This is a genomic window from Streptomyces sp. NPDC033165, from assembly GCF_055577965.1.
In genome coordinates, this window is sequence record NZ_JBVIPK010000005.1 from 431,374 (window position 1) to 444,230 (window position 12,857).

14 protein-coding genes are annotated in these 12,857 nt (G+C 73.1%); 4 read left to right on the forward strand and 10 right to left on the reverse strand.

Annotated elements, in window-relative coordinates; all coding sequences use genetic code 11:
• Window positions 1–286 precede the first annotated feature (286 nt).
• From ACZ5WC_RS15725 to ACZ5WC_RS15735, 3 genes are read right to left on the reverse strand one after another with little or no spacing between them, the layout of a single operon-like run.
• On the reverse strand, window positions 287–1,252 hold the full coding sequence (locus tag ACZ5WC_RS15725) for a helix-turn-helix transcriptional regulator (protein ID WP_468541305.1): 966 nt from the start codon (window positions 1,250–1,252) through the stop codon (window positions 287–289).
• 47 nt (window positions 1,253–1,299) lie between these two features.
• Window positions 1,300–2,139, reverse strand: coding sequence for a transferase (locus tag ACZ5WC_RS15730; protein ID WP_468541306.1), 840 nt, complete (start codon window positions 2,137–2,139; stop codon window positions 1,300–1,302).
• The gene (locus ACZ5WC_RS15735; protein WP_468541307.1) at window positions 2,136–3,419 is read right to left on the reverse strand and encodes a glycosyltransferase family 4 protein; all 1,284 of its coding nucleotides are present in this window, start codon (window positions 3,417–3,419) and stop codon (window positions 2,136–2,138) included. Before ACZ5WC_RS15735 ends, ACZ5WC_RS15730 begins: the two co-directional genes overlap by 4 nt.
• Before the next feature lie 337 nt (window positions 3,420–3,756).
• Here ACZ5WC_RS15735 and ACZ5WC_RS15740 point away from each other — a divergent pair, with 337 nt between their 5' ends.
• Complete coding sequence (locus ACZ5WC_RS15740; RefSeq protein WP_468541308.1) at window positions 3,757–4,536, forward strand: hypothetical protein; 780 nt, start codon at window positions 3,757–3,759, stop codon at window positions 4,534–4,536.
• 137 nt (window positions 4,537–4,673) lie between these two features.
• On the forward strand, window positions 4,674–4,997 hold the full coding sequence (locus ACZ5WC_RS15745; protein WP_468541309.1) for a hypothetical protein: 324 nt from the start codon (window positions 4,674–4,676) through the stop codon (window positions 4,995–4,997).
• 73 nt (window positions 4,998–5,070) lie between these two features.
• On the opposite strand, the gene der is transcribed toward ACZ5WC_RS15745, so the two are convergent.
• From der to aroH, 5 genes are all read right to left on the reverse strand, one after another.
• Complete coding sequence (gene der / locus ACZ5WC_RS15750) at window positions 5,071–6,543, reverse strand: ribosome biogenesis GTPase Der (RefSeq protein ID WP_468541310.1); 1,473 nt, start codon at window positions 6,541–6,543, stop codon at window positions 5,071–5,073.
• Between the two features lie 68 nt (window positions 6,544–6,611).
• Window positions 6,612–7,268, reverse strand: a complete 657-nt coding sequence (locus tag ACZ5WC_RS15755) for a lysophospholipid acyltransferase family protein (protein ID WP_096633022.1) — start codon at window positions 7,266–7,268, stop codon at window positions 6,612–6,614.
• Window positions 7,265–7,960 carry a (d)CMP kinase gene (gene cmk / locus ACZ5WC_RS15760; RefSeq protein WP_468541311.1) on the reverse strand — a complete coding sequence of 232 codons (696 nt, stop codon included), beginning with the start codon at window positions 7,958–7,960 and terminating at the stop codon, window positions 7,265–7,267. The genes ACZ5WC_RS15755 and cmk overlap by 4 nt, the downstream gene beginning before the upstream one ends.
• A gap of 122 nt (window positions 7,961–8,082) precedes the next feature.
• A complete protein-coding gene (locus tag ACZ5WC_RS15765) occupies window positions 8,083–9,168 on the reverse strand; it encodes a prephenate dehydrogenase (protein WP_468541312.1) in 1,086 nt (361 codons plus the stop codon).
• A complete protein-coding gene (aroH, locus tag ACZ5WC_RS15770) occupies window positions 9,165–9,527 on the reverse strand; it encodes a chorismate mutase (protein WP_096633025.1) in 363 nt (120 codons plus the stop codon). Before aroH ends, ACZ5WC_RS15765 begins: the two co-directional genes overlap by 4 nt.
• Window positions 9,528–9,835: 308 nt before the next feature.
• Here aroH and ACZ5WC_RS15775 point away from each other — a divergent pair, with 308 nt between their 5' ends.
• Both ACZ5WC_RS15775 and ACZ5WC_RS15780 read left to right on the forward strand, forming a co-directional pair.
• Complete coding sequence (locus ACZ5WC_RS15775; protein WP_468541313.1) at window positions 9,836–10,252, forward strand: Rieske (2Fe-2S) protein; 417 nt, start codon at window positions 9,836–9,838, stop codon at window positions 10,250–10,252.
• A gap of 81 nt (window positions 10,253–10,333) precedes the next feature.
• Window positions 10,334–11,068 (forward strand): nucleotidyltransferase domain-containing protein, encoded by a 735-nt coding sequence (locus tag ACZ5WC_RS15780; protein ID WP_468541314.1) that lies wholly within the window; start codon window positions 10,334–10,336, stop codon window positions 11,066–11,068.
• Here ACZ5WC_RS15780 and ACZ5WC_RS15785 read toward each other — a convergent pair whose 3' ends face one another.
• Window positions 11,069–12,094 carry an ADP-ribosylglycohydrolase family protein gene (locus ACZ5WC_RS15785; protein ID WP_468541315.1) on the reverse strand — a complete coding sequence of 342 codons (1,026 nt, stop codon included), beginning with the start codon at window positions 12,092–12,094 and terminating at the stop codon, window positions 11,069–11,071. It lies immediately after the preceding gene.
• A complete protein-coding gene (locus ACZ5WC_RS15790; protein ID WP_468541316.1) occupies window positions 12,091–12,846 on the reverse strand; it encodes an NUDIX hydrolase in 756 nt (251 codons plus the stop codon). Before ACZ5WC_RS15790 ends, ACZ5WC_RS15785 begins: the two co-directional genes overlap by 4 nt.
• Window positions 12,847–12,857: the final 11 nt, after the last annotated feature.

Here is a 12,857-nt window from a genome sequence, read left to right on the forward strand (position 1 = left end):
CACAGAATTCCCACACCTGTATACCGGTGGCTTTTCACTCGAACGGGCCGCCCGGAAGCATCTGTACGAAATAGCCGACGCCCCGGATCGACCCGGTGACGGGGGTCGTGACGGCACTCCGGAATCACCGTGATGACCTTCTTCTCTGCCATCCGGGCGGGGCGTCACCCGAATGGCCGGGCACCGTGATTTTCCCCGTTCCTTAAACGGGGCACGCTTTTCTTCACGTTTCTCTCACTTCTCGTGCGGGAGCACGCTTCCCGCACGAGGGCGCACGACCGGAGTCTCACGATCCGCCGAGCGCGCGGGTGAGCCGGTCCCGGGCCTCCCGCATCACCTCGGTGAGCTCGGGCGGTTCGACGACTTCGAAATCGATCCCCATCATCAGCACGTGGATCACCAGCACCTCAAGATTCGGAGCGCCCGCGGTGAGCCGGCAGGTGTCCGCGTCCACGGCCTCCAGAACCCCGGCGGACGGCGACACCCGCCGGGCCGCCTCCGCCAGCGGAGCGTTCAGCAGGATGACCGCCCGGGCCGCGTAGGCGGAGACCGCGACGCCCCGGGAGACGTACGCCGCCAGGTCCTCGGCGGGCGGGGTGCGCGGGGAGAAGCGGGGGCCGTGCGGCGGGGTGGGGGTGATCCGGTCCGCCCGGAAGGTGCGCCAGTCAGCCCGGTCCAGGTCCCAGGCCACCAGGTACCAGCGGCGCTCGGTGCAGACGAGCCGGTGCGGCTCCACGGTCCGGCGCGAGACCTCCCCGCCGTGGGTGCGGTAGGCGAACCGCAGCCGCTCGGCGTCCCGGCAGGCGCTCGCCAGCTCGGTGAGTACGGCGGGATCGACGGCGGAGGCGTCCGGCCCGTGGACCATCGGCACGGTGAACGCGCCGAGTGCGCCCACCCGGCGGCGCAACCGGTTCGGCAGCACCTGCTCAAGCTTGGCGAGCGCCCGTACGGAGGACTCGCCGATGCCCTCGACGCCATGGCCGGCCGCCGTGCGCAGGCCCACGGCGACCGCGACGGCCTCCTCGTCGTCCAGGAGCAGCGGCGGCAGCTGCGCGCCCGCCCCGAGCTGGTAGCCGCCGCCGGTGCCCCGGCTGGCGTTCACCGGGTAGCCGAGCTCGCGCAGCTTGTCGACGTCCCGCCGCAGGGTGCGCGGAGTGACGCCGAGCCGGTCGGCGAGATCGGCGCCGGACCAGTCCCGGTGGGCCTGGAGCAGTGAGAGCAGGCGCAGCAGCCGTGCCGAGGTCTCCAACATGCGGGAGAGTCTGCCAGGGCTTGCGGACAGCTTGTGTCCGCAAGCCCTCATCCGGCGGCGGGTGAGGACGCCAGCCGTACGCAGAGATCGTTGTCGGCGGTGTAGCAGGGGGTGGCGACCACCCCGTCGGCGGCCGCGCGGCCCGGGTAGACGTAGGACTTGTTGCGGGACCAGACGTCGTCGAGGATGCGCGAGATCCTGACCCCGGCCGCCCCCTCGGCCGGAACCAGCCACAGCTGCCAGAGCTGCTCCCCACGCACCGGCCCCGTCACCAGCGCGGCGAACGGCAGAGCGAAGGCGAAGCCGCCGGACGGCGCGTCCGGCGAGCTGAGCGGGAAGCGGTGCACGCGCTCCGGCTCGCCGGGGAGCCGTGCTTCGACGACCGCCGTCTCCCCCGCCGTGACGCCGTACAGCACGCCCTCGGCCGTCATGCCCGACGGGCCGACGGCGATGGCCCCCGCCTCGGCGTGCGGGGCGCGGACCCAGCAGCGCAGGGCGAGCCGGCCGTCGGCGGTCGGGTAGGGGACCCGGGCGCTGACCTCGGGGGCACGGGTGTCCGGGCTGCGGTCGACGAGGGCGCGCAGATCCCGCAGTCCCGGCTCGACGGTCCGGGTGCCCTCGCCCCCGGGCTCCTCGACATAAGCGTCCCAGCGCCCCTCGGGCAGTGCGGTGGTGGGCGGGAGGACGGCCCGCAGCCGCCGCCCGGGCCCGGACCGGGTGAGCGGGAGCCGCACCGTACCGCCGGGGCGGCTGCCCGCCGCGCCCCGGCGGCGCAGCAGCAGTACGGCGTCCGGATCGGGGGCGGGAGCCAGGTCGAAGGTGAGCGCTCCGGCCGGATCGGCGGCGCAGTCGGCGCGTACGGCGGTTGTGGCGGTGGCGTCGGTCATACGGCCCTTCCCTTGCGGAGTACGTCAGCGGCCTTGTAGCGCAGGGCGTACGCCCCGTCGAGCACGCTGCCCCGGGTGCGGTGCAGGGCCGTGCGCAGGGCGCTGTGGCCCCGGCCCTGCGCACCGCGGGCGACGAGCTCGGTGAACAGGCTCTCGTGGCGCTCGGCGATCCGCGCCGGGTCGAAGCGTGCCGATGCGTCGAGCGCCGCCCGGCCCATCCGGTGGCGCAGTTCGTCGTTCTCGATCAGCTGGAGCAGCGCGGCGGCGATCGCGTCAGGGTCGCCCACCGGTACGAGCCGGCCGTCGGTGCCGTCCTCGATGATCTCGGCCGGTCCGTGCGGGCAGTCGGTGGCGACGACGGGCAGGCCGCCGCGCATCGCCTCGACGATGGTCATGCCGAAGGACTCGCGGTCCGAGGTGACGGCGGCGATCGACCCCTTGGGCCACTCGGCCTCCATCGGGTTGGCCGAGCCCATCAGGAACACGTGGTTGTGCAGGCCGAGTTCGTCGATGAGGGCGCGCAGGGCGGCCTGTTCGTTACCGGTCGCGTCCCCGCCGCCGTAGATCCGCAGCCGCCAGTCCGGGCGGGCGGCGGAGACCTGGGCGAAGGCCCGTACGAGCAGGTCGTAGCGCTTGACCCGGGTCAGCCTGCCCGCCGCGACGACCCGCTTCAGGTCGCCCCCGGCGGGCGCACAGTCGGGCTCGGGGACCGCGTTGGGGATGGCCTCGATCCGGACGCCGGGCAGCTTCAGGCGGCTGCGGTAGTCGTCCGCGTCGGCGCGGGTGACCGTGGTGAGCGCGTCGAGCAGGGTGTACCGGTGGGCGATCTCGCGGCGCAGCCGGTAGCTGTGGCTGTCCAGCGTCAGGTGCTCCTGCCCCACACGCACCGGCCCGCGGCGGGTCTGGCGGCTGAGGTGGACGTTGAGTCCGGGGCGGGTGCCGACGACGACGTCCGCCTCGATTCCCTGGAGGTGGGCGGCGATCCGGGCATCGGTGAGCCGGCTGTACTGCTTGTGCCGGCTGTCGCCGCGCGGGAACACCGCGGCGGGCCGCGCGTGTTCGGCGGCATCCCCGTCGTAGGCCGCGCTCTTCTTGCGCAGGTCCACGAGGTGGCGCAGCGTCACGCCCTCGGGTGCGCCGAGGGCGGGTGCCTCGCGGTGGCGGAAGACCGACACGATCTCGATGTCGTGCTGTTCGGCGAGCGTGCGGGCCAGCGTGAAGGTCGTCCGGATCGTTCCCCCGATCCCATAGGCGTTGTGAAGAAGAAAAGAAATATGCATGGTGTCGCTGTTTTCCCCCTGGTCGACCTGGTCTGCCAGGCTGCACTTCCCGGCGGTCTTCCCCTCTGTTCACCGGTCTGTTCACCGGCACTTTCCTCCGAGCTTGACGGGGAATGATGTCGGGAGGTTGCCCGCACCCGGGTAAAACCTCGGGAAGGCGCGCCGCAGGCGGCCACGGACGGCGCTCGACCCGTGCGTCGACTCCTCGACGTACCGATGTGTCGACCTGTGCCGCACTTCCGTCCGCTCCGGTGCGTGACCCCGGCCACAGCTCCCGCGTTGTCCTTTCATGAGCCGGGAACCGCCCGGCCCACGCACCGAGTTCGAGGAGCCACCCGTGCCGCGCATGCTCGACGTCAGCCAGGACGTACGCGCCGAGATCGGCGACGACGAAGCCGACCGGCTGCTCGTCGGCGACGACACCCCCGGCAGTTACGACTGCACTTCCTGCCGCACCCCCGGCGACTCCGACCAGGAACGCACCAGCACGGTGCTGTTCATCGGGGACGAGACCGCCGTGCTCGCGTTCGCCCACGCGACGTGCATCCCTTCGCAGGTCGTCAAGGTCGCGGAAGAACAGCTTCAGGGCGCGGTGCGCAGCATCACCGGCAGCCAGCAGAAGACAACGGAGGGGCTCATGCCCGAACAGGCCGTCCTCGGCATCACCAGCGGACTCGTCCTCATCGAGGACGATCTCCGTCCGGCCCTGGTCGTCGAACCGACCGGACCGGTCGCCCGGCCCGGCACCGACGGCAGCGGGGGTGACGAATTTCTCCAGCTGCTGCTGGAGCAGGGCTTCCGCCCGGCCGATCTGAACGGGCTGCCCGAGGTCCTCCCCGGCTGGTCCGTGCTGCTGGCGGTGGGCCAGCTGCACGCCGTGCTCCAGCCGAGCGCGGGCGGCGGAAACCCGGTCGCCTGGTGGCAGGCCCACCAGCCGCTCCAGGTGACCGAGGGCTGGCGGGCCGCGGTCAACAAGACGCAGACGGTCCTCGTCTTCGCCGCCCCGGCCGGGACGATCGGCCAGCAGCCGCGCGAGGACCTGCTCCGGGACGCCCTGGAGAAGGCCGCGGTCAACGGGCTCCTGGTCGCCGCCGCGATGCCGCTGGCCGGGACCTGAGCATGACCGCCCAGCTCGGGCACCCCCGCCGAACAGCGTTTTCTCCTGTGGGACCGCATCCGACGGGCGGTGAGGTCGTTGGCACCTACGTGTACTCATACGACTCCCCCCGCCAGCATCAGAGTCAGATCCCTGCCATGCGTCCTTCGCAGGATCCGTCGGGGGGCCTGTCCCCCACCCCGATCTACGACGCGCTGTATTCCGAGTACCGGCGCTCGTTCCGGGCGTTGCCGGGCGACCGGAGCGGCGAGGAGAACCTCGGCTACCCTGCCTTCAGTGCCGGTCTCTTCGCCTCCAGGGCCCCGCTGAGCAGCCACCCGGCCCCGTCCGGGCACGGCGGCCACAGCGGCTATGGAGGGCAGAGCCAGCACACCGGGAGCCTCGGCTCCTGGCAGCGGGTGGGCCGGCACGCGAGTCGGCCCCGTCCCGCGGCGCTGCCGCCGGGGTCGCGGGACTCCTGAGCGCACGAAGCCCCGGGCCACTCCCTGTCAGCGGGGGCGGTCCGGGGCTTCGTCGTGCCGTGGTGCGGTCGTGCTACTTGTTGCGGCCGCGCTTCTCGCGGACCCGGACGGAGATGTGGATCGGGGTGCCCTCGAAGCCGAACTCCTCACGCAGCCGGCGCTCGACGAAGCGGCGGTAGCCGTGCTCCAGGAAGCCGGAGGCGAAGAGCACGAAGCGCGGCGGCTTGGTGCCCGCCTGGGTGCCGAAGAGGATGCGCGGCTGCTTGCCGCCGCGGACCGGGTGCGGGTGGGAGGCGACGATCTCACCGAGGAAGGCGTTCAGCCGGCCGGTGGGGACGCGGGTCTCCCAGCCCTCCAGGGCGGTCTCGATCGCCGGGACCAGCTTCTCCATGTGGCGGCCGGTGACGGCGGAGACGTTGACGCGCGGGGCCCAGGCGATCTGTGCGAGCTCCGTCTCGATCTCGCGCTCCAGGTAGTAGCGGCGCTCCTCGTCGAGGGTGTCCCACTTGTTGAACGCCACGACGAGCGCGCGCCCGGCCTCCACGGCCATGGTGATGATGCGCTGGTCCTGGACGCTGATGGACTCGCTGGAGTCGATCAGGACGACGGCGACCTCGGCCTTCTCCACGGCGGCGGCCGTACGCAGCGAGGCGTAGTAGTCCGCGCCCTCCTGGAGGTGGACGCGGCGGCGGATGCCCGCCGTGTCGATGAACTTCCAGGTGATGCCGCCGAGCTTGATCAGCTCGTCGACCGGGTCGCGGGTGGTGCCCGCCAGCTCGTTGACGACGACCCGGTCCTCGCCCGCGACCTTGTTCAGCAGGGAGGACTTGCCGACGTTCGGGCGGCCGATCAGGGCGATGCGGCGGGGGCCGCCGAGGACGCCGTTGCCGAAGGTCTGGGCCGGAGCCTCGGGGAGGGCTTCGAGGACCGCGTCGAGCATGTCGCCGGTGCCGCGGCCGTGCAGCGAGGAGACCGGGTAGGGCTCGCCGAGGCCGAGCGACCACAGGGCGGTGGCGTCCGCCTCACCGCTCTGGCCGTCGACCTTGTTGGCGCAGAGCACGACGGGCTTGCCCGCCCGGCGCAGCAGCTTGACGACGGCCTCGTCGGTGTCGGTGGCGCCGACGGTCGAGTCGACGACGAAGACGACCGCGTCGGCCGTCTCGATGGCGTACTCGGCCTGGGCGGCGACGGAGGCGTCGAGGCCCAGCACGTCCTGCTCCCAGCCGCCGGTGTCGACGACCTTGAAGCGGCGCCCGGCCCACTCGGCCTCGTAGCTGACGCGGTCGCGGGTGACGCCGGGTTTGTCCTGCACGACGGCCTCGCGGCGGCCGATGATCCGGTTCACCAGGGTCGACTTGCCGACATTGGGGCGGCCGACGACCGCGAGGACGGGGAGCGGGCCGTGACCGGCCTCGTCCAGGGCGCCCTCGACCTCTTCGAGGTCGAAGCCCTCCTGCGCGGCGAGCTCCATGAACTCCGCGAACTCGGCATCGCCAAGTGCTCCGTGCTCGTGGCCCGAGCCCTCGGAGTGAATCTGGTCGTTCATGAAGTCCGTTCCTCTTTGCATCATCATCGATGGACCGCGATCAGCGCGGTCCACTACTCAAGTCTGGCCTATCGCCCGGTGAGGCGCTTGGCACTTTCCAGGTGGGCGGTGAGCTTCGCCTGGATCCGCAGGGTCGCCTCGTCCAGCGCCTTGCGCGTACGCCGCCCGTCGCCGGCGCTCGCGTCGAACGCGTCACCGAAGACGACGTCGACCCGGCTGCGCAGCGGGGGCAGCCCTCGTATCAACCGTCCGCGGCGCTCGGTGCTTCCCAGGACGGCGACGGGAACGATCGGCGCTCCGCCGCGCACCGCGAAGTACGCGAGTCCGGCCCGCAGTGAGGCGAAGTCTCCCTCGCCCCGGGTGCCCTCGGGGAAGATCCCGAGCGCCCCGCCGTTCTCCAGGACGCCCAGCGCGTGGCTGATGGCGGTGCGGTCGACGGTCGTACGGTCCACCTCGATCTGTCCGATCCCGTGCAGGAACGGGTCGAGGGGCCCGACGAACGCCTCTTTCTTGATCAGGAAGTGCACCGGCCGGGGCGCGGTGCCCATCAGCATCGGTCCGTCGATGTTGTGGGAGTGGTTCACCGCGAGTATGACGGGTCCGGTGGCCGGGACGCGCCAGGCGCCGAGCACCCGGGGCTTCCACAGCCCGTACATCAGGCCGATGCCGATGGTGCGCCCGACGGCCGCTCCGCGCAGGGTGGGCGCGGCTGTGGCATCGCTCACGCGGCGACCCGCTTCTCCTCGACGAGGGTGACCACGCACTCGATGACCTGCTGGAGGGTCAGGTCGGTGGTGTCCACCTCGACGGCGTCGCCGGCCTTGGCGAGCGGGGAGGTCTTGCGGCCGGAGTCGGCGGCGTCCCGCCGGATCAGGGCCTCGCGGGTGGCGGCCAGGTCGGAGCCCTTGACCTCACCGCTGCGACGGGCGGCGCGGGCCTCCGGGGAGGCGGTGAGGAAGATCTTGAGGTCGGCGTCGGGCAGCACGGTCGTGCCGATGTCCCGGCCCTCGACGACGATGCCGCCGGGCGCGGCCGCGGCGATGGAGCGCTGGAGCGCGGTGATGAGGGTGCGCACCTCGGGGACCGCGCTGACGGCGCTGACCTTGGAGGTGACCTCCTGGGTGCGGATCGGCCCGGAGGCGTCCTCGCCGTCGACGGTGATCGTCGGGGCGGAGGGGTCGGTGCCGGAGACGATCACGGGCTTGGCGGCCGCGGTGGCGATCTCCTCCGGGTTGCTCACGTCGATGCCGTTGTTCAGCATCCACCAGGTGATGGCCCGGTACTGCGCGCCCGTGTCCAGGTAGCTCAGGCCGAGCTCGGCGGCGACGGCCTTGGAGGTGCTCGACTTGCCGGTGCCCGAGGGCCCGTCGATGGCGACGATCACGGAGGAGCCTGCGGTTTCCACGGTGGTGGACACCTTCCTGGTACACGGGGCGGGGACGGAGGGGCGGCGCGACGGCCTCGTACCAGGTTACCGAGTACCGGGCGGGCCCTTGTACCCCGTACGGGGGAGGCCGGGACCGCCCCCGTACGGGGCCGTCAGCCGCGGATCGACCAGCCTCGCTCCTGGAGCGCCGTGCTGAGCACCGGGGCGGCGCTGGGCTCGACCATGAGCTGGACCAGGCCCGCCTGCTGGCCGGTGGCGTGCTCGATGCGGACGTCCTCGATGTTGACCCCGGCCCGGCCCGCGTCGGCGAAGATCGCGGCCAGCTCGCCCGGCCGGTCGCCGATCAGGACGGCCACGGTCTCGTACGCGGCGGGGGCGGCGCCGTGCTTGCCGGGGACCCGGACGCGGCCCGCATTGCCCCGGCGCAGGACGTCCTCGATGGCGTCGGCGCCCGCGCTGCGCTTCTGCTCGTCGGCGGAGTGCAGGCCGCGCAGCGCGGTCACGGTCTCCTCCAGGTCGGCGGCGACCCCGGCGAGCACGTCGGCGACCGGGCCGGGGTTGGCGGAGAGGATCTCCACCCACATCCGGGGGTCGGAGGCGGCGATCCGGGTGACGTCGCGGATGCCCTGGCCGCACAGCCGTACGGCGGTCTCGTCGGCCTCCTCCAGCCGGGCCGCGACCATGGAGGAGATCAGCTGCGGGGTGTGCGAGACGAGGGCGACGGCCCGGTCGTGGGCGTCGGCGTCCATCACCACGGGGACGGCCCGGCACAGGGCGACCAGCTCCAGGGCGAGGTTGAGCACCTCGGTGTCGGTGTCCCGGGTCGGGGTGAGGACCCAGGGGCGCCCCTCGAAGAGGTCGGCGCTGGCGGCCAGCGGCCCCGAGCGCTCCTTGCCCGCCATCGGATGCGTACCGATGTACGGGGTGAGGTCCAGGCCGAGCGCCTCCAGCTCACGGCGCGGGCCGCCCTTGACGCTGGCCACGTCCAGGTAGCCGCGGGCCACCCCGTCGCGCATCGCGGAGGCGAGGACGGCGGCGGTGTGCGCGGGCGGTACGGCGATGACGGCCAGGTCGACGCGGTCCTCCGGCGGCCCGTCCGTGCCGGCCCCGAGCGCGGCGGCGGTGCGGGCGGACTCGGGGTCGTGGTCGGCGAGGTGGACGTGGATGCCGCGGCCCGCGAGCGCGAGGGCGGCGGAGGTGCCGACGAGCCCGGTTCCGATGACGAGGGCGGTTCTCACTGGGCGATGTCCTTGCGCAGGGCGGCGGTGGCGCCGAGGTAGACGTGGTTGATCTCGGCGCGCGCGAGGTAGGTCTCGACATGCACGAGGATACGGACGACCCGGGGCATGGCCCCGTCGATGTCCAGTTCCTGGGCGCAGATCAGGGGGACGTCGACGATCCCGAGGCCGCGGGCCGCGGCGGCGGGGAAGTCGCTGTGCAGATCCGGGGTGGCGGTGAACCAGATGCTGATCAGGTCGTCGGCGACGAGCCCGTTGCGCTCCAGGACGGCCGTCAGCAGCTCACCGACCCGCTCGTCCATGTGCCCGGCCTCGTCCCGGTCCAGCTGGACGGCTCCGCGGACCGCTCGTACCGCCACGTCGTACTCCCTCAGTCACTCTTCGCCGCTCGGTCACTCTTCGCCGCTCGCCCGTGCCTGTCAGCCTAGAGGTGTCCGGGCGGCGGTGATCTCGGTGCTCCGTCCGTGAGACGGACGGGCCGCCGGGACCGTTACCGGCCCGTGGTCGTGCCCCTCGTGAGGTGCGCGTACCGGCTCAGTGCCAGCCGAAATCACCCTATCTGCCACTCGGGCGGGCGTACGGTCCGCCCGGTTGCTTCACCTGGGGCCGCTCCGCCGCCACGATGGCCTGCACCCACCGCCCCACCCCCGTCACCGAAGGAGAGCCCATGAACGCACGGCGAAGGACGGTGCTGGTCGCGGGCGCGGCGGGCGCCGCCGCCCTGGCGACCGGCTGCGGATCATCCGGAGACGAGGGCGGGGCCGGGGAGGCCACCGGTACGCCGACCGCGTCGGAGGGCGCGGAGCTGGCCGGGACCGCGGACGTCCCGGTCGGCGGCGGCACGGTCCTCAAGGAGCGGAAGATCGTGCTGACCCAGCCGGTGGAAGGCGAGTTCAAGGCGTTCTCCGCCGTCTGCACCCATCAGAGCTGCCTCGTCTCGACGGTGCGTGACGGCACCATCAACTGTCCCTGCCACGGCAGCAAGTACAGCATCGCGGACGGGGCGGTGGAGGCAGGTCCGGCGCCCCGTCCGCTGCCCCCCGAGCAGATCACGGTCTCGGGCGGCACGATCCGCTCGGCCTGACCGGTCCGCCCGGGCCGGGAGTCGCGCACGCCCCCGAAATGGGCAGGCGGGGACGGCCCTGCCTCCCGTAGCCTCCCGGCCATGACCACCGCTGCCGACGAGACGCTCGTACGCGACCACACGCTCTACGCCTGCGTGATGGGCTCGCGCGCGTTCGGGCTGGCCACCGAGGACAGCGATACGGACCGGCGCGGGGTGTTCCTCGCTCCCACCCCGCTGTTCTGGCGCTTCACCAAGCCCCCGACGCATGTCGAGGGCCCCGCGCCGGAGCAGTTCTCCTGGGAGCTGGAACGCTTCTGCGACCTGGCGCTGCGGGCCAACCCGAACGCGCTGGAGTGCCTGCACTCGCCGCTGGTGGAGTACGTGGACGACACCGGCCGCGAGTTGCTGGCGCTGCGCTCGGCGTTCCTGTCGCGCCTCGCGCACGACCGGTTCGTCCGCTACGCGATGGGACAGCGCCGGAGGCTGGAGGCGGACGTCCGAAGGCACGGGACGCCGCGCTGGAAGCACGCGATGCATCTGCTGCGGCTGCTGGCGAGCAGCCGGGACCTGCTGCGGACCGGTGAACTGCACATCGACGTCGGTGAGGCGCGGGACGGGCTGCTGGCGGTGAAGCGGGGCGAGGTGCCCTGGCCGGAGGTGGAGCGCCGGATGAACCGCCTCGCCGAGGAGAACGACGAGGCGGCGGCCCGCTCCCCGCTGCCGGCCGGCCCCGACCGGGCGGCGGTGGAGGACTTCCTGGTCCGGACCCGGCGGGCGTCCGCGGCCCGGGAGACGGCCGGGACGGCGGGCGTCCACGGCCCGGACCGGAGGTGATCAGGAGTCCCAGAGCGCCGCGAGGGAGAGCAGGTCACTGCGGTACTCGATGCGCTCCGACCATTCCTTGGGCCAGGCGGCCGCGCCCAGGTGCGCCCCGGCCAGTGCGCCGGTGAGGCAGGCGATCGAGTCGGAGTCGCCCCGGGTGCAGGCGGCCCGGCGCAGGGCGGTGAGGGGCTCCTCGGGGAAGAGCAGGAAGCAGTGCAGGGCGGTGGCGAGGGCCTCCTCCGCGATCCAGCCGTCCCCGGTCCGCTCGCAGGGGTCGGTCTCCGGCGACGGATCGCGCAGGGCGTCCTGCACGGTGGCCAGCGCGGTCAGGCACTCCTGCCAGCCACGGCTGATGAAGGCCTCGGGCGAGGCGTCGTGCGTGAAGCGCCACAGGTTGCCGAGCCACCGTGTGTGGTAGCGGCCGCTGTTCTCGTACGCGTAGCTGCGCAACTGGCCGATCAGGCCGAGCGGTTCGGCTCCCTGGGCGAGCAGGGACACCGCCCGGGCCAGCAGGTCGGAGGCGGCCAGCGCGGTGGGGTGGCCGTGGGTGAGGGCGGCCTGGAGCTGGGCGGCTCCGGCGCGCTGTTCGTCGCTCAGTCCGGGGACGAGCCCGATCGGGGCGACGCGCATGTTGGCCCCGCAGCCCTTGGAGCCGGTCCGGCTGGCCTCCTGCCAGATCCGGTCGCCGTCGAGCAGTTCGCACGCCTCCAGGCAGGTGCGGCCGGGGGCGCGGTTGTTGTCGGGCGAGTGGTACCAGGCGACGAACTCCGCGCGGACCGGGCCCACCATCCGCTCGGGGGTGAGCAGTCCGCTGTCCATGGCGGTGCGGATGCCCCGGCCGAGCGCGATGGTCATCTGGGTGTCGTCGGTGACGAAGGCGGGCTTCGGCAGCTCCATCCGCCGCCAGGGGCCGCACTTGGCGAGGATCGAGGGGACGTCGTTGAACTCGGTGGGGAAGCCGAGGGCGTCGCCGAGCGCGAGCCCGGTGAGCACGCCGGTGGCGGCCTGCTTGGTGAGGGGCGGGGTGGTGACGGTCATCCGTCTCGTCCTTTCCGTGCGGCGGGCTGGGGCCTGGTGGCGGGCGGGCGCAGGAGCGGTGGGTGCAGGGCGGTGGCGTCGCCCGCCCGGTAGAGCGCGGCGGGTTTCCCGCGTCCGCCCGTGCGGCGGCGCGGGGGGCCTTCGACGGGCCGGACGAAGCCCCGTGCGCCCAGGACCTTGCGCCGGAAGTTGGGGCGGTCGAGCTCGACGCCCCAGATGGTCTCGTAGACCTGCTGGAGCTCGCCGAGGGTGAACTCGGCGGGGCAGAACCCGGTGGCCAGGCAGGTGTATTCGAGCTTGGCGCCGATCCGGTCGCGGGCGTCGGCGAGGATCCGGTCGTGGTCGAAGGCCAGCGGTCCGGTGCGGTCCGCGTCCTCCCACCGGGCGCTCGCCGCGTCCCCGCCGCCGTGCGGTTCGGGCAGGTCCGGCAGGAGCGCGGCGTACGCGACGGAGACGACCCGCATCCTCGGGTCGCGGTCCGGGTCGGTGTAGGTGCGCAGCTGTTCGAGGTGGAGGGCGCCGACGGTACCGGGGCCGAGGCCGGTCTCCTCGGCGAGTTCGCGGCGGGCGGCGCCCTCCGCCGACTCGCGCGGCAGGAGGAACCCGCCGGGCAGCGCCCATCTGCCCCGGAACGGCTCCTGGCCGCGTTCGACGAGCAGCACGTGCAGCCGGGTCTCACGGACGGTGAAGACCGCGAGGTCGACGGTGACCGCGAACGGGGCGAAGGCGTGCGGGTCGTAGCCCTCGGCCACGGAATCCCCTC

Coding starts and splice junctions, on each gene's coding strand:
- ACZ5WC_RS15725 (WP_468541305.1), bottom strand. CDS start 1,252: ATGTTGGAGACCTCGGCACGGCTGCTGCGCCTGCTCTCACTGCTCCAG.
- ACZ5WC_RS15730 (WP_468541306.1), bottom strand. CDS start 2,139: ATGACCGACGCCACCGCCACAACCGCCGTACGCGCCGACTGCGCCGCC.
- ACZ5WC_RS15735 (WP_468541307.1), bottom strand. CDS start 3,419: ATGCATATTTCTTTTCTTCTTCACAACGCCTATGGGATCGGGGGAACG.
- ACZ5WC_RS15745 (WP_468541309.1), top strand. CDS start 4,674: ATGCGTCCTTCGCAGGATCCGTCGGGGGGCCTGTCCCCCACCCCGATC.
- der (WP_468541310.1), bottom strand. CDS start 6,543: ATGAACGACCAGATTCACTCCGAGGGCTCGGGCCACGAGCACGGAGCA.
- ACZ5WC_RS15775 (WP_468541313.1), top strand. CDS start 9,836: ATGAACGCACGGCGAAGGACGGTGCTGGTCGCGGGCGCGGCGGGCGCC.
- ACZ5WC_RS15780 (WP_468541314.1), top strand. CDS start 10,334: ATGACCACCGCTGCCGACGAGACGCTCGTACGCGACCACACGCTCTAC.
- ACZ5WC_RS15785 (WP_468541315.1), bottom strand. CDS start 12,094: ATGACCGTCACCACCCCGCCCCTCACCAAGCAGGCCGCCACCGGCGTG.